The following is a 19,599-nucleotide window of genomic DNA, read 5'->3' on the forward strand; positions in this document are numbered from 1 at the left end:
CCGCGGCGGGGGCGGGGGATGAGGCCCCGGCCCGCGCGGCGGTGTCCTTTACGCTGCTGTGCGATCACGGCGCCCTGGCCGGCGGGGCACCGTACTTATCACTGCGTCACGGTCCACACGAAGGTGGCCGTACCCGAGACGCCCGCGGTGTCCGTGGCCGTCACCGTCACCGTGTACGTGCCTGGGGTGCTGCCGGTGCCGGAGACCGTGCCGTTCGACGCGATGGTGATGCCGGGTGGCAGGCCGGTCGCGGTGAAGGTGGGGGTCTGCGACGCGTTGGAGTCGACGGCCTGCATGGCGAACGAGGCCGCTTTGCCCTTCGGGCTGCTGTAGCCGAAGGGGTTGACCACGCCGACCGTCTCCGCGCCCGGCACGCCGGAGTTCGCGGTGACGTTGGCGCTGACCGCCGTGTTGGCCGGTGAGACGCCCGCGCCCGAGGCGCCTGCGGCGACCTGGCCGGTGAGCGTCTGGGCCAGGCTGGTCGAGCCGCTCAGCGGCAGGCTGTTGGACGCGTCCCCGACCTTGATCGAGTACGTACCCGCTGCGGCCTCCCACTGGTTGTCCGCCGCCGACCACGAGGCCAGGCTGTGGACGGTGAGCGGGAAGGTGACCGTGGCGCTCTGCCCCGGATTGAGCATGACGCGCTGGAAGCCGGCCAGTTGCTCCGGCGGGTCCGCGCTGGCGGCCGGATCTCCGACGTAGAGCTGCGCCACGTCCGCGCCGGCCACCGACCCGGTGTTGGTGATCGTCGCGGTCACCGTCGCCTTGCCGTTGGCGTTGAAGGCACCGACGTTGAGGTTGGAGAAGGCGAACTTCGTGTAGGACAGGCCGAAGCCGAACGGGAACGCGGGCGTGATGTTCTGCTGCTGGTACCAGCGGTATCCGATGTCCACGCCCTCGCTGTAGGTCGGGCCGGTCGGGGTGCCCGGCCACTGGGCGGTGGTCTGGGCCGGGACCTGGCTCAGGCTGGCCGGGAAGGTGACCGGCAGCTTGCCGGACGGGTTCGCCGCGCCGAAGATCAGCGCGGCTGTGGCGGCGCCGGTCTCCCCGCCGCCGTACCAGTTCTCGAACACCCCGGCCACCGAGTTGATCCACGGCATGATCACCGGCGAGCCGCTGTTGATCACCACGATGGTGTGCGGGTTGGCCGCGGCCACGTCCGTGATCATCGTCTCGTCCGCGCTGGACAGGTTCAGCGTGCTCAGGTCGCTCTCCTCGCCCTCCGGGGCGCTGACGTAGACGAGCGCGTAGGCCGCGGACTGGGCCGCGGCGACCGCTTGCGGGATGTCGGCGGTGCCGTTGTCGTCGCCCGCGGTGTAGGTGACCGTGACGTTCGGCCCGACCGCGTTCTGGACGCCGGTCAGCGGCCAGACCGTGTTCGAGCTGTTGACCCCACCGCTGCCACCGCCGCCGAGTTCGACGCCGGCGCCGCCGTCGGTGCCGATGACCGCGATCGTCTCCTTGGCGGTCGGGTTCGGGTTCAGCGGCAGCGTGCCGTTGTTCTTCAGCAGGACCGTGCCCTCTTCGCCGAGTTGCAGCGCGGTCTGCTGGTGCGCCGCGGTGGTGACGGTGGCGGACAGGGAGCCGCTCGCCGGGTTGTCGAACATGCCGAAGGCGAACATCTGGGTCAGGATCTGGGCCACCCGCGCGTTGACGATCGCCTGGCTCAGCGTGCCGTTGGAGAGGGCGGTGGTCACGCTGCTCGCGTTGGAGAACGGCATCGCTATGTTCATGCCGGCCTCGAGGGTCGCGACCGCGTTGCCGGCGCCGCCCCAGTCGGAGGTGACGAAGCCGTCGTAGTTCGCCTGCTGGTCGAGCCCGTTCTCCAGCAGGTCGGCGTTCTGGCAGGAGGAGGCGTTGTTGACCACGGCGTAGGAGCACATCATCGCGGCCGGGGACGACTTCGCGATGGCGGACTGGAAGGGCGCCAGGTAGAGCTCCTCCAGCGCCTTCTGGCTGACCGTCTCGTTGTCGCCGCCGTTGGGGTACCGCTCCTGGTCGTAGGCCGCGACGTGCTTGACCATGGCCATCGTGCCCTGGCTCTGCATGCCGGTGACCTCGGCCGCGGTGATCTGGCCGGCCTCGAACGGGTCCTCGCCGTAGGTCTCGTAGGTCCGGCCCCAGCGCGGGTCACGGACCAGATTGGTCGTCGGGCCGAGCGAGACGTTCGCGCCCTTGCCGGCGAACTCGGCGCCCTTCGCGACGCCCTCCTGCTGGATCAGCGCCGTGTCGAAGGTCGCGGCGGCGTTCTCGCCGTCGGGGAAGGCCGTCACACCGCCGTTGCCGTCACCGACTCCGGACGGCCCGTCCTCCATGTTCAGCGCCGGGATGCACAGATTGGGGATGGCGGGCACCTGGCCGATGTAGGACGAGGTGCCGTCGCCGGAGAGCAGGGACGCCTCCTCCGACTGGTTCATCGTGGTGAGCACCTGCTGGACCCGCTGGGCGACCGGCGCGGTGGAGCCGACCCACGGGCAGGTGCCGTTGCCGCCGTTGCCGTTGCCGCCGGTGACCGGGGCCACCGTGGTCAGGCCGTAGACCTGGAGCTCGAAGATCGAGTAGCCGAACGAGGTGGCGCGCGCGGTGCCGTTCATGCGGACGTAGCGGTCGGTCACGGAGGCGGGGAACGTCTGGTTCCCGCCGGTACCGGTCGTGGTGGAGTAGATCGTGGTCCAGTTCGAGTTGTCGTTGGACACCTGGACCTGGAACGCCTTGGCGTACGCGGCCTCCCACGAGATGCCCACGCTGCAGATCTGCTGTGCGGAACCGAGGTCGACCTCCAGCCATTGCGGGTCGGTGGCCGCGCTGGACCAGCGGCTGCCGGGGTCGCCGTCGGTGGCGTCGAACGCCGGGTAGGCAACCGCGTCCTGGGTCGAGGAGGCCGTGGTCGGCTCGTCAAGTGCGAGGTCCTGGGTGCCGCAGTACTCGGTCGGGCCGGGGCCTCCGGTGCCGCCCGAGCCCTGGGTGAAGGCCAGGTAGTGGAAGTTCCAGCCGTTGGAGTCCTGGTCGACGGTCAGTGTCTGCCGGCCGGCCGGCAGGGTCACGCTCGCGGTGACCGTGGTCCAGGTCTCGTAACCACCGGTGTTCGGAACGGCCACCGCCCCCGACAGATTGGCGCCGGAGGAGTCCGCGATGTGCAGCGCGTCGGCGGCCCCGTACGGCGAGGCCACCCGGAAACTGACCGTGTAGACACCGGCGGTGGCCACTTGGACGGTGTATTTGAACCACTGTCCGGCCGTGATCCAGCCCATGTCGTACGCGCCGCCGGCCGCACCGGTGTCCTGCGTGTCCGCGGTGCTCTCCAGGTCGACCCCGTCGGAACGGTAGCTGTTCGCGGTGCCGTTGGCGGCAGTGACGCTGTACGCCACACCCTGGCCGCCGGTGTCGTAGTTGGCCGCCTGGACCGTGCCGGGGACGGGGGCGGGCGTGCCGCCGTACGGCTGGTCGCCGCCCGAGCCGCCCGAGCCGTTGCCCGAGCCGAGGGTGAAGACCAGGTAGTGGAAGTTCCAGCCGTTGGAGTCCTGGTCGACGGTCAGTGTCTGCTGGCCGGCCGGCAGGGTCACGCTCGCGGTGACCGTGGTCCAGGTCTCGTAACCACCGGTGTTCGGAACGGCCACCGCCCCCGACAGATTGGTACCGGAGGAGTCGGCGATGTGCAGCGCGTCGGTGATCCCGTACGGCGAGGACACCCGGAAGGCGACGCTGTACGTTCCGGCGGTCGTCACGTTGACCGTGTACTTGAACCACTGGGCCGGGGTGGTCCAGCCCATGTCGTACGCGCCGCCGGCCGCGGTGGTGTCCTGCGTGTCCGCGGTGGTCTCGAGGTCGACCCCGTCGGAACGGTAGCTGTTGGCACTGCCGTTGGCGGCGGTGACGCTGTACGCCACGCCCTGGCCGCCGGTGTCGTAGTTGGCCGCCTGGACCGTGCCGGGGACGGCGGCCGGGGTGCCGCCGAAGGGCGCGCTTCCGGCGGCGTAGGCCGGAAGTTGCGCGCCGACCAGTGACAGGGCGAACAGGGCGCCGACCACGAGGAGCGCGAGGAGCGTGGGGCGGCGGCGGGGTGGTCGCGGCCCGCGGCGCGCAGGCGCCGGCGGCCGCAGGACAGAGAGCAACGTCATTGCGGTCCCTTCAGTTGCCCGAGTCATGTCTCAGGCACCAGGCCGCTCGGCCGGTCAGCGGAAGGGTCGGCGGGCCGGCCGGGGCCGGATCCTGTCCGCGCACGTCCGCGACGGCTCGTACTCGCGCGGCCGACGCGGGCGGCCGACTCGACCGGGCGCGGTTGACGCAGACTCCTTCCGCGGATGTCCGCGGCGGCGTGTCGGTGGTGCGGTGGTGGGGGGCGGGCATGGCGAACCGGGGCGCCGCGAGCGGCAGTTCGGCGCGCCGTGGGTCGTTTCGCCGACCGTCGAAAGTGTCCCCCGGGCAAGCCCAGAAGTCTTGGAGAGCGCTCTCCAAGACTGCGTCAAGCTTCTGCAACAGACGGACGAAGCCGATCATTGCGGCGCGTACGCAGGCGAGTGCCCGAAGATAGGGGTATGTTTTATAGAAATGTACTTCTCTATTTGGAGCAGCTCGTGGACAAGCCTGCCGAGATGTTCGACCGGGATTACGAGTGGTCGGCGCTGAGCCGGTTCATCGCCGATCCTCAGCCGGGGGCGACCCTGGGTGTGGTCTCCGGGCGTCGCCGCCAAGGCAAGACGTTCCTGCTGGATGCCGCATGCCGGGCCGCCGGAGGGTTCTATTTCGGCGCGACCGAGGCCGCCGAAGCCGAGTCGCTACGGCGCATCAGCGCAGCGCTGACCGCGCACGTCCGCCCCGCGAGCCCGTTCCACTTCGCCGACTGGGCAGAGGCCGTCGACGCTCTGCTCGCGCTCGGCGCCGAGCGGCCCGTCCCCGTGGTGATCGACGAGTTTCCGTACCTCGCCAAGGCCAACCCGGAGCTGCCCTCGATCATCCAGGAGGCCTTGCGGCCTCTGCGTGACCAGCGCACCGGCTCCCGTACCCGACTGTTGCTGTGCGGCTCGGCGCTGTCCTTCATGGGGCGGCTGCTGTCCGGCAACGCGCCACTGCGCGGACGGGCGGGGCTGGAGTTGGTCGTCCGCCCCCTGGACCACCGCCTCGCTGCCGAGTTCTGGGGCATCACCGACCCTCACCTGGCCATGAAGGTGAACGCGATCGTGGGCGGCACTCCCGCCTACCGGCGCGAATTCGCCCGCGGCGACACGCCGAAGGGCCCGGACGACTTCGACGACTGGGTCGTCCGCACCGTGCTCAATCCCGAGACCCCGCTCTTCCGCGAGGCCCGCTACCTGCTGGCCGAAGAACCCGATCTCCGCGACACCGCCTTGTACCTGTCCGTCCTGGCCGCCGTCGCCGACGGCAACGCCACCCGCGGGGGCATGGCCGGCTACCTGGAGCGCAAGGCCACGGACATCGCCCACCCCATCAACGTCCTCGAAGACGCGGGCCTGCTGTACCGGGACGCGGACGCCTTCCGCGAGAACCGGCCCACCTACCGCATCGCCGAGCCTCTGATCGGCTTCTACCACGCGATCATGCGACCGGTCTGGGACCAGCTCGAACGCCCCGGCAGTGCGCCACGGGTCTGGCAGGCCAGCCGTCGCCGCTTCGTCAGCAATGTCCTCGGGCCCCATTTCGAACAGGTCTGCCGCGACTGGGCGCTGCATCACGCCGACCCCGAACTGCTGGGCGGTCTGCCCGCCCGCGTCGGACACGGCGTCGTCCACGACCCCAAGTCCCACACCGGCCACGAGGTTGATGTGGCAGTCATCGGAATCGCGGACAACAGCAAGCCACCGCTGCTGGCCATCGGAGAGGCCAAGTGGAACGACACCATGGGCGCTGCCCACATCGAACGTCTCCGGCACATCCGCGACCTCGTCACGCTGGCAGGCCGCTACGACACCACCGGCACTCGACTCATCTGCTTCAGCGGAGCCGGGTTCAACGAAAAGGCGCACGCCGCAGCAGCGGCCGACCCGGACATCCGGCTGATCGATCCGGCAACCCTCTACGGCCAGGTCTGACGTATGCCCAGGTGCTGGGGCACGTCCCGTATACCCGGTCCTGCGGGGGGCGGGCTCGTGCGGGCGGGGTGGGGTTCGGCATGCTGTCGGGGTCGGGATGGGCGTCGGGGGAGGAAGCGGGAGTTGGGGACCGGCGGAGCTGGGGCGGGGACGGGCGGGGAGGACGAGGCGTGGTGGGGGCGGGCGCTGGAGGAGGTGGGGCGGAGCGGGCGGCGGCTGCGGCGGGAGGAGTTGGAGGCGCTGCGGGATTACGGGGACCGGGCCGCGGAGAAGGGGCGGGGGCTTGCGGAGCTGGTCGACGAGAGGTTGGCCGGCGCCGGCCGGGTGTGGGCGGGGCAGCCGGTGGACGCGGCGTCGATGGCGGCGCTGCGGGCGGCCGTCGCCGCGCTCGCGGAGGGGCACAGCCGGGCCTATCGGGAGCGGCTGCGGCGGGAGGAGACCGGACGCCGGGAGTTCGTCGCGGACCTGCTGAGCAGCCGCAGCGACCTGGGACGGCTGGCCGAGCACGCGGAGCGGTTCGGGCTCAACCTGGCCTGCGCGCACGTCGTCGCGGTCGCCGAGGGCGACGGTTACGACCTGGACGACCCGCCGGTGCGCGCGCTGGAGCGGCAGTTGCTGGGCCGCTTCGGCGAGGAGGAGGTACTGCTGGCCGTCAAGCACGGGCGCCTGGTGTGCATCGTGCCGTCCGGGCCGGGTGAGGACACGGCGGTCAAGGCGTTCGCGGAACTGACCCAGGGGCGCCGGGTCGTGGTGGGCCGCCCGCACAGCGGCCCCAGCGGTGTCGTGCGCTCGTACGAGGAGGCGCGCACGGCCCTGGAGCAGGCCGCCCAGCTCGGTCTGCCGGGGCACCTGCTGCACGCGGCGGACCTGCTGGTGCTGCCCGTGCTGCTGCGCGACCGCGACGCGCTCGAGGACCTCGTGCGCAGCGTGCTGGGGCCGTTGCAGAACGCCCGGGGCGGGGCCGGACCACTGCTGGAGACGCTCACCGCCTACGCGGACTCGCGCTACGTCTCGGCGGAGGCGGCACGGCGGCTGGGGCTGAGCGTGCGGGCGCTGGCCTACCGCGTCGAGCGCGTCGTACGGCTCACCGGCTTGGATCCGGACGACGCGTTGCAGCGCTACACCTTGGAGACGGCGGTGTTCGGTGCGAGGCTGCTGGGCTGGCTCGACCACCCGCCGGTGACGTAGCCCACGCACAGGGCACGCCAGCGGGCGGCCTGCTCGGGGGTGGCGCGGCCGCGCAGGTGGGCGAGCTTGAGCAGGTTGGCCTCGGCGGCGCCACCGAGGGTGCGCGCCTCGGCGAGGTAATGGTCGTCGATCAGGGCCTCGATGTCGGCCTCGCTCTGTGCCGGGTCGATCCGGGCGGCCAGCCGCGCCATGGTGCGGTAGGAGCCCTGGAGCTGGAACGGGGGTTCGGTGCGGTCGGCGTCCTCCTGGGCGGCGGAGGCGATGTAGGCGCCATTGACGGCGAGGACGGTGCGCTGGACGCGGCGCAGCCGGCTGAGCGTGGCCACGGCCCGGTCCAGTTCCGGTACGGCTCGGGTGAGCCGGTCGGGCTGGGCCGTGGGGTCGCCGTCGGCAAGGGCGATCAGCAGGCGCAGGTCGGCCGGGTCGGCGCCGGCGAGCGGGGCGAGCACCGGGTTGGCCGCGAGCGTGTTCTCCAGGAAGGAGAGCGCGAAGAGCTCCTGGTGGTGGGCGGTGAGCACCTCGCCGAGGTTCCAGACGTCGGCGCGGTTGGCGAGCATGTCCGGGACGGCGAAGCGCTGCCCGTTCGCCGTGTGGGGATTGCCGGCCAGGCAGACCGCGAAGCGGCGTCCGCGCAGGTCGTAGGTGCGGGCGACGCCGTCGCTGACCGCCTCGATGCGGCGCTGGGAGTCGCAGAGCGGGATGAACCGCTGCAGCAGTTCGGCGGAGACGTGCTGGATGTCGTCCACGTGCAGCAGTACGTTGCTGCCGGCTTCCAGGGCGAACACGATCTTCTCGACCTCGCGCCGGGCGGCGGCGTCCGGAGCCCGGTCCGGGTCGAGGGAGGTGGTGCCGGCGCCCAGTGCCGGGCCGTCGACCCGGACCATCAGCAGGCCGAGGCGGTCGGCGACGTACTCCAGCAGGGTGGTCTTGCCGTAGCCGGGCGGGGACAGGAGCAGCAGCAGGCCGCTGCGGTCGGTGCTCGCGGCGGTGTCGATCGTGCCGAGCTGCTTGGCCAGGCTGTCGCCGACGAGGGGCAGGTAGACCTGGTCGATGAGCTGGTTCCGCACGAAGCCGTCCAGCGGGCGGGGCCGGTAATCATCCAGCCGCAGCCTGGCCCGTTCGGCGGCCAGGACCTCCGCGCGCCGCCGCTGGAAGGAGCGGAAGGCCGGGGCCCGTTCCTCGCGGAACACCCGGGCCCGGTACGGCAGGTCGTCGATGCGTACGGTCAGCTGCCCGTCGCGGATCCGGGAGTGGTCGCCGAGCAGGCCGGTGACGGTCTCGCCGACGGGGGCGGTGATCTCGTGGCGCGGCAGGTCCGGCGCGCACAGGTGGGCGACGGCCTCGGCGAGGCCGTCGTCGTCCCCTCGGGTGCCGGCGTACGCGCCCAGCCAGGCGGTGGCGAGCTGGTGGCGGGCGGGCAGGTCGCCGGCGAGCGCCTGAAGGTCGGCGGCGAGGGTGGGAGCGGCGTCGGTGTGCCGGAAACCGTCCAGGAGGGTGCGGGCGGCGGCGCCGGAGGCGAAGCCCTCGTGGGGGTCGGCGAGTTCGGCGGCCAGGTAGCCGCCCGCCCGCGGCGGCCGGGGCAGTCCGGCGCGGGCGTGGAACTCCTCGATCGCGTCGGAGAGTTCGGCCGCGAGATCGGTCAGCGGCTGCGTCGTCCCGCCGGACCCGAACCGGTCGCGGGCCTGGGCGAGGGAGCGTGCGCGGCGCCGCCAGGCGGCCCGCTGGGGGTCGCCGGCGCCGTGGGCCCAGAACAGCTGTGCCGCGGCGCGTACGTCGGCCGGATGTTCCAGCAGCCCGGCGCCGGCCCGCAGCCGCAGCAGCGCGTCGAGGATGCGGGCGGCGTCGTGGTCGTGGACACCGCGCTCGTAGCCCTCCTCGTAGGCGCGCTCGGCGGCGCGGCGGACCTGGTCGAGCAGGAGGTCCTGGGTGAGCAGGGGGTCCTGGGCGAGGGTTTCCCGGGTGACGTCGGGGAGCAGGGCGGCGGCGAGGTATTCGGCGCGGTAGAGCGCCGGTGACTCGCTCACCAGGGGCTGGGTCCAGAACTCGCTGCCGGCCGGCAGCTCGGGCAGGTGGGCGGGGCGGCGGTAAGCGGTGCCGGTGACGAGGAAGGCGAGCTCGTCGCCCTCGGCACGCAGGGTGAGTTCGACGGGTTCGCGGCGGACCGCGAAGCGGTGGCGGCCCAGCCGGACGCCGGCGCCGCCGTCCTCGGACAGGTCGATACGGTCACGCAGGTCGCGCAGCGCGGTGCGTACGGCGCCGCGCAGCTCGTCCTCCAGTTCCTGGGCGCGCGTCCCGTCGTCGAGGCCGCGCAGTTCCCCGGCCGCCGCGCGCACCCGTACCGCCATCGGGTCGGCGGCCTCGGCGGCGTGGATGTCGGCGGCGGAGGCCAGTGCGGTGAGCCGGCGGCGCAGGGTGTCCAGGGCGCGCCGCGCGGAGGCCGTGATGCGGTCGGCGCGGGCGGCGGCCTCGTCCAGCAGGCTCTGGCGGCGGGTGGCGAAGGACTGCCGGATCTCCTCGCGGCGCAGCTCCAGGTCGGCGGCGAGGTCCTCGGCCTCGGCGAAGCGGGCCTCCAGCGCGTCGACCCGCAGCAGCAGCCGGGCGAGGTGGTCGTCGCAGGCGGCGGGGCTGTCGGCGGCGGCCAGAGCGGCGGCGGTCGCCTGGACGAGCAGGGCGGACTCCGCCGCGTGGGCGGCGCGGTGCTCGGCGTCGAGCAGGGCGCGGCGGCGGTTGGCCAGGATCGCGCGGGCGCGGTTGACGGCCGCCAGGACTTCGCCGATGGCCAGCAGCACGGCCGTTCCCATGGCCGGGTCCGCGGCGACCGCGCCGGTGACCAGGTCGTTCACGGTCATCAGGGCGTCGGCCTGCGCGGTGAGCCGGTCGGCCAGCTGTGCGGCCTCGGCGGCGGTGGGGACGGTCTCCGCGTCCTCGGCGGCGCCTTGGGCGGCGGCCAGCGGGGCGGCGAAGGCATCGGGGCGTACGAAGAAGGCGAAGGCGCGTTCGGTCGCCGCGGTCAGCTCGGCGGCCAGCTCCGACTCGACCCGCTCGAGCGCGGCCAGGTCGAGCTGGGGCAGTTCCCGCAGCGTACGGGTGCGGCCCTGGGCTGCGCGCAGTTCCGCGAGCAGACGCGTCCATGCCTCGGTGTCGTCGGGCGGCTCGCCGTGCGAGCGGCGGACCAGCGCGGCGGCCTCCGCCCGGGCCTGTTCCAGCGCCTGCGCTGCGCGGGCGGCCAGCCCCCTGATCCGGGCCTGCTCCGCGACCATCTCCTCGGCGCAGTGCCGCAGTTCGTCGAGCGGTTCGAGCAGGCCGGTGTCGGCGAGCCAGTAGTGGCGGTCCGCCGCCTTGGCACAGGCGTCCAGGACCAGCTCCGGGGTCGCGGCCGGCTGCTCCTGCCGAGCGGCGCTCGCCGTGCGGACCACGTCCAGGCAGTCGGCGATCCCGCGTACCAGGTCGGCGTTGCCGATCCGGGCCAGCGGGCCGTCGCCGACCGGCTGGGCCGCGGCGTGGTCGGCGGACTGGAACGGCGTCTGCCACCGCTGGAGTTCGTGCGCGTGGACCGGCTCGCGGTCCGGCTTGAGCAGGACGAGCGTGCCGTCCGGGAGCAGGGTGTGCGCGGCGCCGTGCAGTGCGGCGGCCGCCTCGCGGCGCACGGTGTTCCACGGCAGCAGCAGGACCTGGGCGCGGCCCGGCCGGCGCAGGACGTAGAGCAGGTCCTCGCCGTTGGGCGACGGCAGCACCTTCTCGAACCGCAGGCCGTCGGAGCCGCCCTCGCCCTCCGTCCGGAAGGAGCGGTGGGTGCCGTCCGCCAGCTCGTACCCTCGGGGGAACAGCAGGCCCTGCTCGGCCGGGAGCAGCCGGGCACCGTGGCGGAGCGAGTCCTGTCGGCGGACCGCTCCCGTACGGGTGTTGACGACCAGGTAGCGATCGGCCGGCTCGTTGTACGGGCGCACCCGTAGCAGCAGCAGCGGCCCTGCCTCGGCGTACGCGACCACGGCGTCCGCCAGGCTCTGCAGGGGCTCGTCGACCGGCTCCTCGAAGATCAGCCGGTCGCCGGGGACGGCCCGTACCGCGAGGACGCCACCGGTGGTGGCGACGGTGACCGCGCCCTCGCCGCCCTCGACCCGGATCCGGCCGCGGTCGTGGTGCTCGCGCCCGGTCGTCGTCCAGGGCAGCTCGTGGACGGGGGGCTGCGGGAGGTCGCGTTCGCCGTGGTTGCCCAGGTACTCGACGCGGTCCTGCGCCAGCTGCCAGCTGAGCACCCGCTGGTCGCCCTCGTTCTCGCCGGTGCGGAACACCGCGAGCAGCACGCCCGCCGGCGTGCGCACCAGGTCGGCGAGCCTGGCCTCCCGGTAGTAGCGCAGCAGCTCGGCCAGGTCGCGGTGGAAGCGCTCGTCGTCCAGCAGGCCGGGAACCGCGTCCGGGGCCAGCGCCGAGCCGTCCGGGGCGTGCAGCGAGAGCAGGCCCGCGCCGAGGTCCGGCGCGGTGGTCCCCAGCAGCAGGATGCCCGGCCGGACCGCGACGACGCCGCAGGCGACGCCCTCACCGGCGGTGCGCAGCCGTGCCGAGCCGACCAGCTCCAGCCCGCGCGATCCGAACGCCTCCTGGCGCCGGGTGTTCAACTCTGCCGCCCGCCGCCCCAGTTCCTCCGCGCGCTCGACGAGCCGCGCCCGCAGGATCTGGTACGTGCCGCCCGCGACGCCCATGCCTCTTCCCCATGTCCCTTTGTCGGTCCAGGCCGTGTCTGACGAATTTCGCCTGTCCCGCGACGCCCTGGCGGGCGAACGGCGCTCTTTGTCAGACACGACCTTGTACGTGACGACCCCGCGCCTACTTCTGGTCGCCGCTCGTGCTTCCCGTGCCGTTGGTGCCGTTCGTACCGCTCGTACCGTTGACGAGCCGGGCCGGGTCCAGCGGCAGCGTGCCGTCGGGCGTACCGCCGCCCAGCAGCTTCAGCAGCAGGGCCAGGTTCCAGGGGCCACCGGCGGCAAGGGACTTCAGCACGTCCGTGGCGTCGTCGCTGAAGCTCTTCTCGCCGCTGAGCCAGTCCGCGCCCAGGGCCTTGACCGTCTCCGAGCCCTGTACGGCGCCGTCGATGGATTTACCGAAGGACACCGCGCCCACCAGCCGTTCCAGGAACACGCTGTCGCCGCCCACGATGTCGATGTCCGCGCTCTCCAGTCCGGCGGCCAGCACTGCCGCCTGCGCCTCGGCGACCTTGGCCTGGATCTCCAACGTGGCCAGCCGGACCTCCTTGTCGGCGGCCAGCCGCAGCCGGAACTCCTCGTGGGATCGCGAGACCTCGTCCAGCGCGGCCATCGCCGCCGCCTTCTTCTCCAGGCCGGCCGCCTCGCCCAGCAGCTTCTCCCGGATACCCGCCGCCTCCGCGTTCGCCTTGCTCTGCGCGACCGCGGCTTCGGCCAGTCCCACCTTCTCGATCGCGGCCGCCTTCTCCTTCAGGCCGGCCGCCTCGCCCTCCAGCAGGGCCCGCGCCCCGGCGGCCTCGGCCAGGGCCTGTCGCTCCGCCACCTCGGCCTGTGCCAGGCCGGCCGCGCCCGCGAGCGCGCGCTCGCCCTGCGCGCGCTGCGCATCGGCGGCGGCCTCCAGCTCGGCCCTCTTCTGCCCGGCCTCGGCCAGCACCAGTTGCTCCTTGGCCCGCAGGTGCGCGGCCTGCTCGGCGGCCTCGGCCGCCTTGATGTCCTTGACGAGCTGTTTCTGCGCCTCGGCCTCGGCGGCGATGATCAGGCTCTGCCGGGTGCGCTCGGCCTCCTGGACGACGCGGACCCGCTTGATCTCCTCCTCCTGCTCGGCGACCGTGCGCTCCACGGCGATCCGCTCGCGCACCACGTCGGCGACGCCGCGGCGCTCCACCTCGACCTCCTTCTCCATCCCGGCCTTGGCGAGCTGCACCTCCCGGTCCCGGTTGACGACCTCCAGCAGCCGGTCCTTCTCGATCCGCTCGGTCTCCACCGCGAGCACCCGCTCCCGGTTCTTCCCCGCCACCGCGATCTCCCGCTGCTGGTTCTCCCGCTGCACGCCGAGCAGTTCCTCGGTCCGCAGCAGTGCGCTGTGCGCCTTCAGCCGCTCCTCCTCCTGGACCGTCGCGGTGGCCGCCTCCTCCTGCGCCCGCAGCGTCTCGACGCCCTTGCGCTGCCGGATCTCCGCCTCCTCGCGCCGCCGCTCGAGTTCGAGCACCGCCTCGCGGGCGTCCACGTCCTGGCGGGTGATCTCCATCTGCTCGTTGCGCTGGAAGTCGTTGGTGCGGATGTGTTCCAGCGCGGTCAGTTCGGTGATCTTGCGGATGCCCTGGGCGTCCAGGATGTTGGACGGGTCCAGTTGCGACATCGGGGTCTGTTCCAGGTGGTCGATCGCGGCGTCCTCCAGGTGGTAGCCGTTGAGGTCGGTGCCGATGGCGGCCACGATGCGGTCCCGGAACTCCTCCCGGTGGGTGTAGAGGTCGGCGAAGTCGAGTTGCTTGCCGACGGTCCGCAGCGCCTCGGCGAACTTCGCGCTGAACAGGGTCTGCAACGTCTCCTGGTGACTGGCCCGCTCGGTGCCGATGGCCTGGGCGACCTTGATGACGTCCTCGATCGTCTTGTTGACCCGTACGAAGAAGGTGATCTGGATGTCGGCGCGGATGTTGTCCTTGCAGATCATGCCCTCCCGGCCGGTCCGGACGATCTCGATGGTCTTCACCGAGATGTCCATGACCTCCGCGCGGTGCAGCATCGGGAGAACCACCGCGCCGGTGAAGGTCACCGTGGCTCCCTTGGGGCGGGAGATGATCAGGGCCTCGCCCTGCACCACCTTGCGGAACATGCGGCCGAAGAGCAGCAGTGTGCCCAGGCCGATGAGCAGGAGGACGGCGACGAGAACACCGACACCGATGGTGACGACAGACATGGCGGTTCCCTCGGACTGAGCTGATCGCGAATGATGAGGAAAGGGTGGAAAAGGCGACTGGGCACGCCGATGAGCGCGCCGTACGACGCGGATGTGACGCCGCGTCATCGCGCGAAGGCGTGCTCCGGCCTCAGCCGGTGGACGGCGGAGCGGGCATGACCCGGAAGAACTCGCCCTCGGCGTCGTAGTCGTAGATGAGCGCGGACATCCCCGTCCGCAGGTGGTGACCCGGCCCGGCCGCGTCGTCGGGGCTCTGCCGCACCTGCACCACCGCCGAGGACCCGTCGGCGGCGCGGACCTCGGCCTGTCCGAAGTCCGGCCCGACCCGCCCGGTGCGGATCACGCACTCCAGGCCCACGAAGTCCTGCCGGGAGGGCGGCGGAAGCGGCTCGGGCATCAGCCGCCGCAGCGGCCATACGAGCAGGCGGGCCCCCAGCCACCCGCCGGCCAGGGCCGGCACGAGGAGCACCCACCCGGCGACGCCGCCCAGCCATTCCCGCCCGGTCAGCGCGGTGAACCAGGCGAAGGCCACCACGAGCGACACCGCCACCGTGACCGGCACCCCGCTCAGGCCCAGCCCCCGCGCCAGCCCTGCACGGCCCCGCAGGCCCGCGATGCGACCGTGGCCGTGGCCGTGACCATGGCCATGACCGTGGCCATGACCGGTGTGCCCCCCGCCGTGGCCGTGGTGTCCGCCGGATCCGCCGTGACCGCCACCGTGACCGCCACCGTGACCGCCGCGCGCGCCGGGCAGATGCGCTCCCCCGACGAGCACCAGCCCCCAGTAGCCCGCCACCACGACCAGGGCGAAACTGAAGATCACGGTCGGAAATCCCGTGACCGCCCCCACAAAGCCACGCACTGCGCTCGCCTGCCTCTGCTTCCCCCCGGACGGCCACGCTCCGTGAGCCGCACGCGTCAGGGTGGCACCACGCCCCTTCCCGCGCAGTGCCTGATCCCGGCAGTCTTCAGGGTGCCTTCACATCCGGGAACACCTCACAACGAGCCCGCGTCGTACCGCGCACGAGGTGGTCGGCGGCTGCTTCGCCTCCCCCGGCCATCCATCGATATATAATGAGAGCCATCATTGATATCAAGGATGGTGGCCCAGATGAGTCGCACCGTGATCGACCTTGACGACGACCTGCTGGCCGACGTGGCCCAAGCGCTCGGAACGAGCACCAAGAAGGACACCGTCAACACAGCCTTGCGCGAGGTTCTGGACAACCGCAGACGCGCCCTGGCTCTGACCCGGCTGCGCGCCTCGGCCGGCGAGGGCGGCTTCGACCTGGACCTGTTCGACGACAAGGGGACCTACCGCCGGTGAGCGCGGCACAATTCCTGATCGACACCAGCGCGCTGGCCCGCTTCCTCCGCGGGGACGCCGAGCAGTACGGCTGGGACCGGGCGGCCACGGCAGGACTCATCGCGACCTGCCCGATCACCGACCTGGAGTTCTTCTACAGCGCGCGATCCGCCGAGGACCGTGCCCAGGGCATCGAGGACGTACGACTGCTCTTCGGCTGGGTGCCGGTCGACGACCGGGCCTACGACCGGGCCTGGCAGGTTCAGGACGTGCTCACCAGGAAGGGACAGCACCGCGGCGCGGGCCCCGTGGACCTGGTGGTCGCGGCGACCGCGGAGCTCCAGGGACTGACCCTCCTGCACCGCGACCGCGACTTCGAATGCATCGCCGCGGTCACCGGGCAGCCTCTCCAGTGGTACGGCCCGGACCCCGGAAAATAGGCCGGCGGCGCGGCGGCCAGAACCTGTGGCGCGCAGCCCGGACGAAGTTCCGCAAGCCGCGCCCGGGGCTACCGCCCGGTAGCTGCGGTCTGGCAGGCTTTCGGCATGTCACAGCGTGCTGCCGACCGGGCGAGGTACGACCGGGCCACGGCTCAATTGGACGCGCCGCTGGCGCTGGTGGACCTGGCGGCGTTTGATGCGAACGCGGCGGATCTGGTGCGGCGGGCGGGGGGCAAGCCGATTCGGGTCGCCTCCAAGTCGGTGCGCTGCCGGGCGCTGCTGGAACGGGTGCTGGGTCGCGAGGGGTTCGCGGGGGTCATGTCGTTCACGCTCGCCGAGTCGCTGTGGCTGGCCCGGGAAGGGTTCGGCGATGTGCTGCTGGCCTATCCCTCCCCCGACCGCGACGGGTTCGCCGAACTGACCGCCGACGCCAAGGCGGCCGGTGCGGTGACGGTGATGGTGGACGACCCGGGGCAGCTCGACCTGATCGACGCGGCCCGCGGCGCGGACGGCACGCAGGAGATCCGGGTCTGCCTCGAACTCGACACCAGCCTGCGGAAGCTGGGCGGGCGGGTGCGAATCGGCGCGCTGCGCTCCCCGCTGCACGCCCCGGAGCGGCTGGCCGCGCTGGCCCGTACGGTGGCGGCCCGGCCTGGCTTCCGGGTGGTGGGGATCATGGGCTACGAGGGGCACATCGCCGGGGTCGGGGACGCGCTGGCCGGGCGGCCGGGCCGCTCGCTGGCGATCCGCGCCATGCAGACGGTGGCGCGCAAGGAACTGGCGGCCCGGCGCGCGGAGGCGGTACGGGCGGTACGCGCGGTGGTGCCGGACCTGGAGTTCGTCAACGGCGGTGGCACGGGCAGCGTGGAGTCCACCGCCGCGGAGGATGTGGTCACCGAAATAGCCGCAGGCTCGGGCCTGTACGTGCCGCGGCTGTTCGACAACTACCGGTCGTTCCGGGGCCGTCCGGCGGCGCTGTTCGCCCTGCCGGTGGTGCGCCGGCCGGGCGTCGGCGTGGTCACGGTGCTCGGCGGCGGCTACCCCGCCTCGGGCGCGATGGGCCGGGACCGGCTGCCGGAGCCGTACCTGCCCGAGGGGCTGGCGTACGACCCGCAGGAGGGGCCCGGCGAGGTGCAGACGCCGCTGCTGGGCACGGCCGCGGACGACCTGCGCATCGGCGACAAGGTGTGGTTCCGCCATGCCAAGGCCGGTGAACTGTGCGAACGCTTCGACCGGTTGCACCTGGTGGAGGGCGACCGGGTGACCGCGACCGTGCCGACGTACCGGGGCGAGGGCCGCACGTTCCTCTGACCCGGGCTCACCCCGGGCCGGCCTCGACCGGCCCCGCTCGCCCCCGCAGGGCAGAACGGCCCCGGCCACCGAACGGCGGCCGGGGCTGCGCGCTCAGACGCCCGTACCGCCCGTACCGCCCGAGCTGCCGACCGTCCCGCTGGTGTCCTGCTTGATGCCCTGGGTGATCTGGTCCATCACGTCCAGGCCGGGCGCCTGGGGGCTGATGTCGAAGCCGAAGCGGACCACGACGAGCTTGGAGTGGTCGGTCGGGGACGGGAAGACGAGCGATTCGACGTAGCCGCTGGTGCCGGACTTGGTGACGACCTTCCACCGCACCAGGTAGCCCTGCTGACCGGCGACGGTGACGGACTGGGACGCCAGCTCCTGGTGGGAGGTGGTGGCGCCGTAGGTGGAGGAGCCGTACGCGTTGGCGGCGTTGGGCGCGATGTCCGCTTTGGCGACCTCCTCCGCGGTGCTCCCCTTGGTCTTCAGCGCGGCGGCCGGCTCGGCGAACACCCCGCCGCGCACGCAGGACTGGGAGGAGCTGCCCGGGCACGGGTAGTTGCCGGTGACGACGTCGGCGCCTATGCCGCTGTCGCCGTTCTCGCCCTGCCAGCCGGAGAGCACGGGCAGGCTGATCTGGTCGTAGGCGTCCACCGCGTGATCACCGGTGGCCGGGGTGCCGCCGCTTCCGCTGTCACCGCCGCTCCCGTTGCCGCCGCCCGAGCCGTCCGAGCCGCCGGAACCCCCCGGACCGCCGGGGCCGCCGAAACCGCCCGAGTCACCGGAGCCCCCGTTGCCGCCGAACCCGCCGATCCCGTCGGAGGGGCCGGGCAGCGGCAGTCCGCGCTGGCCCGGCAGAGTCGTGCTGGGCGACGGGGTGGCGCCCTTGGCGTTGTTGTCGCCGCCGCCGTTGTTGCCGAGCACGAGGATGCCCGCGACGACACCGCCGATCACCACGAGCGCCATCATCAGCGCGAGCACCACCGTGCCCTTGCGCCGGCCGCCGCCTCCCCCGCCGTTGCCGATGACCTCGGCGCCCGGGTACGGGTACGCGTACGGCTGCTGCGCCGCGTCGGGGACCGGCGCCGTGCGGGTGTACTCGGTCCACGCGGTCCCGTCCCACCAGCGTTCCATGGCCGGGCCGTTGCCTGTCTGCCCCGGTTCTGCGTACCAGCCGGGCGGGGTGTTCGTCGTCACGCCGGTCACTTTAGGACCCGTGGATGAGAATCCCGTAAGGGCGGGGGTCACAGGCGGATCACATCCGGACATACGACGCCGGAAGTGACCCATCAGATCCTCGGATCGGCCGATCGGTCACCCCGGCTCCGTCACCCCGGCTCGGTCACCTCGGCCGGCCCGGGACAGCGGTGAGCGGCGGTCAGTCGCGGGGCTCGGTCACGAAGGTCGGTCGCGGGGCCGGCGGGTGAGCGAGAGCAGGTCCCGGGCGGGTCCGGCGGGGCGGTGGCCGGCCGGCCAGACGGCGTGCAGCGCGCGGGCGAGGTCGAGGCCGGCCACCGGCACGGCGGTCAGCCGGCCCGCGGCCAGTTCCTCGGCGACGGCCAGTTCGCTGAGCACCGCGGGGCCGGCGCCGCTGATGGCCGCGGCCTTCACGGCGGTGGTGGAGGCGAGTTCGAGCAGCGGGGCGGCTGGGCCGCCGTACGGGGCGAGGGCGGCGTCGAGAACCTGGCGGGTGCCGGAGCCGGGTTCGCGCAGCACGAGCGCGGTGGCCGCGACCTCGGCTGCTGGCACGGGGATACGGCGGCGCGCCCAGGGGTGCGGCCGGGCGGCCACCACGAGCAGGCGGTCGTGGCCGATGACGGCGCGGTCCAGCCCGGCGGGCACCTCGGTGCCCTCGACGAAGCCGAGGTCGGCGGCGCCTTCGAGGACCTGGCCGGCGACAGTGGCGGAGTTGCCGGCGGCGAGCGAGACGGCGGTGCCGGGGTGGCCGGCGTGCAGGGCCACCAGCCAGCCGGGCAGCAGGTATTCGGCGATCGTCATGCTGGCGGCCACCCGCAGCCGGGAGTCGCGCCGCCCGCGCAGCGCCCGGGCACCCGCGTCGAATGCCTCGGCCGCCTCGACGATTTTGCGCGCCCACTCGCTGACCAGCGCACCCTCGTCGGTGAGCCGGGAGCCGCCGGGCGAGCGGCGCACCAGCCGGACCCCGAGCCGCTGTTCCAGGGCCCGCAGCCGTCCGCTGGCGGCCGGCTGGCTGATGCCCAGCGCCCGGGCGGCCTGCCCGAGGCTGCCCAGCCGGGCGACGGCGAGCAGCAGCTCCAACTCGGCGAGCGCGGGCACGCGCAGGGACAGCGGCCCGCCTGGCACCGGCTCCGGCACGGCCGGCCCATCCGGCGCCCCGGCCCGGCCCGCGGGTCCGGGCCGGCCGCCACTGTCGTCCCTGGTCATAAGGCCAGGTTATTACCCGATA

11 protein-coding genes are annotated in these 19,599 nt (G+C 73.0%); 5 read left to right on the forward strand and 6 right to left on the reverse strand.

The window, feature by feature from the left end; translation table 11 throughout:
- Positions 1–98: 98 nt before the first annotated feature.
- Positions 99–4,118 carry a glycoside hydrolase family 3 C-terminal domain-containing protein gene (locus ITX44_RS33355; RefSeq protein WP_205362293.1) on the reverse strand — a complete coding sequence of 1,340 codons (4,020 nt, stop codon included), beginning with the start codon at positions 4,116–4,118 and terminating at the stop codon, positions 99–101.
- A 456-nt stretch (positions 4,119–4,574) separates the two neighbouring features.
- Here ITX44_RS33355 and ITX44_RS33360 point away from each other — a divergent pair, with 456 nt between their 5' ends.
- The gene (locus ITX44_RS33360) at positions 4,575–6,047 is read left to right on the forward strand and encodes an AAA family ATPase (protein ID WP_205362596.1); all 1,473 of its coding nucleotides are present in this window, start codon (positions 4,575–4,577) and stop codon (positions 6,045–6,047) included.
- A 123-nt stretch (positions 6,048–6,170) separates the two neighbouring features.
- The gene (locus ITX44_RS33365; RefSeq protein ID WP_372441067.1) at positions 6,171–7,235 is read left to right on the forward strand and encodes a PucR family transcriptional regulator; all 1,065 of its coding nucleotides are present in this window, start codon (positions 6,171–6,173) and stop codon (positions 7,233–7,235) included.
- Here the strand turns inward: ITX44_RS33365 and ITX44_RS42420 are convergent.
- The 3 genes from ITX44_RS42420 to ITX44_RS33380 form a co-directional block, all read right to left on the reverse strand.
- Positions 7,166–11,935 (reverse strand): DNA repair ATPase, encoded by a 4,770-nt coding sequence (locus tag ITX44_RS42420; RefSeq protein ID WP_205362295.1) that lies wholly within the window; start codon positions 11,933–11,935, stop codon positions 7,166–7,168. The two genes, ITX44_RS33365 and ITX44_RS42420, sit on opposite strands and share 70 nt — an antisense overlap.
- 124 nt (positions 11,936–12,059) lie before the next feature.
- Positions 12,060–14,132, reverse strand: a complete 2,073-nt coding sequence (locus ITX44_RS33375; RefSeq protein ID WP_205362296.1) for an SPFH domain-containing protein — start codon at positions 14,130–14,132, stop codon at positions 12,060–12,062.
- A 130-nt stretch (positions 14,133–14,262) separates the two neighbouring features.
- Positions 14,263–14,955 (reverse strand): hypothetical protein, encoded by a 693-nt coding sequence (locus tag ITX44_RS33380; protein ID WP_307795613.1) that lies wholly within the window; start codon positions 14,953–14,955, stop codon positions 14,263–14,265.
- 288 nt (positions 14,956–15,243) lie between these two features.
- On the opposite strand from ITX44_RS33380, the gene ITX44_RS33385 reads away from it, so the two are divergent.
- From ITX44_RS33385 to ITX44_RS33395, 3 genes are all read left to right on the forward strand, one after another.
- Positions 15,244–15,459, forward strand: coding sequence for a type II toxin-antitoxin system VapB family antitoxin (locus ITX44_RS33385; RefSeq protein WP_205362298.1), 216 nt, complete (start codon positions 15,244–15,246; stop codon positions 15,457–15,459).
- Positions 15,456–15,878, forward strand: a complete 423-nt coding sequence (locus ITX44_RS33390; protein WP_205362301.1) for a PIN domain nuclease — start codon at positions 15,456–15,458, stop codon at positions 15,876–15,878. The genes ITX44_RS33385 and ITX44_RS33390 overlap by 4 nt, the downstream gene beginning before the upstream one ends.
- 105 nt (positions 15,879–15,983) lie before the next feature.
- The gene (locus ITX44_RS33395; protein ID WP_205362303.1) at positions 15,984–17,189 is read left to right on the forward strand and encodes an amino acid deaminase/aldolase; all 1,206 of its coding nucleotides are present in this window, start codon (positions 15,984–15,986) and stop codon (positions 17,187–17,189) included.
- Positions 17,190–17,282: 93 nt separating this feature from the next.
- Here ITX44_RS33395 and ITX44_RS33400 read toward each other — a convergent pair whose 3' ends face one another.
- Complete coding sequence (locus ITX44_RS33400; protein ID WP_205362305.1) at positions 17,283–18,371, reverse strand: DUF2510 domain-containing protein; 1,089 nt, start codon at positions 18,369–18,371, stop codon at positions 17,283–17,285.
- A 198-nt stretch (positions 18,372–18,569) separates the two neighbouring features.
- Positions 18,570–19,577, reverse strand: coding sequence for a LysR family transcriptional regulator (locus tag ITX44_RS33405; protein WP_205362307.1), 1,008 nt, complete (start codon positions 19,575–19,577; stop codon positions 18,570–18,572).
- Between the last annotated feature and the right edge of the window lie 22 nt (positions 19,578–19,599).

The organism is Actinacidiphila acididurans (genome assembly GCF_016918855.1).
In the GTDB taxonomy this organism is placed as follows: Bacteria; Actinomycetota; Actinomycetes; order Streptomycetales; family Streptomycetaceae; genus Actinacidiphila; species Actinacidiphila acididurans.

What these genes read in the sequence shown, in the direction of transcription:
- ITX44_RS33395 (WP_205362303.1), top strand. Translation starts at nt 15,984, where the DNA reads ATGTCACAGCGTGCTGCCGACCGGGCGAGGTACGACCGGGCCACGGCT.
- ITX44_RS33355 (WP_205362293.1), bottom strand. Translation starts at nt 4,118, where the DNA reads ATGACGTTGCTCTCTGTCCTGCGGCCGCCGGCGCCTGCGCGCCGCGGG.
- ITX44_RS33385 (WP_205362298.1), top strand. Translation starts at nt 15,244, where the DNA reads ATGAGTCGCACCGTGATCGACCTTGACGACGACCTGCTGGCCGACGTG.
- ITX44_RS33375 (WP_205362296.1), bottom strand. Translation starts at nt 14,132, where the DNA reads ATGTCTGTCGTCACCATCGGTGTCGGTGTTCTCGTCGCCGTCCTCCTG.
- ITX44_RS42420 (WP_205362295.1), bottom strand. Translation starts at nt 11,935, where the DNA reads ATGGGCGTCGCGGGCGGCACGTACCAGATCCTGCGGGCGCGGCTCGTC.
- ITX44_RS33405 (WP_205362307.1), bottom strand. Translation starts at nt 19,577, where the DNA reads ATGACCAGGGACGACAGTGGCGGCCGGCCCGGACCCGCGGGCCGGGCC.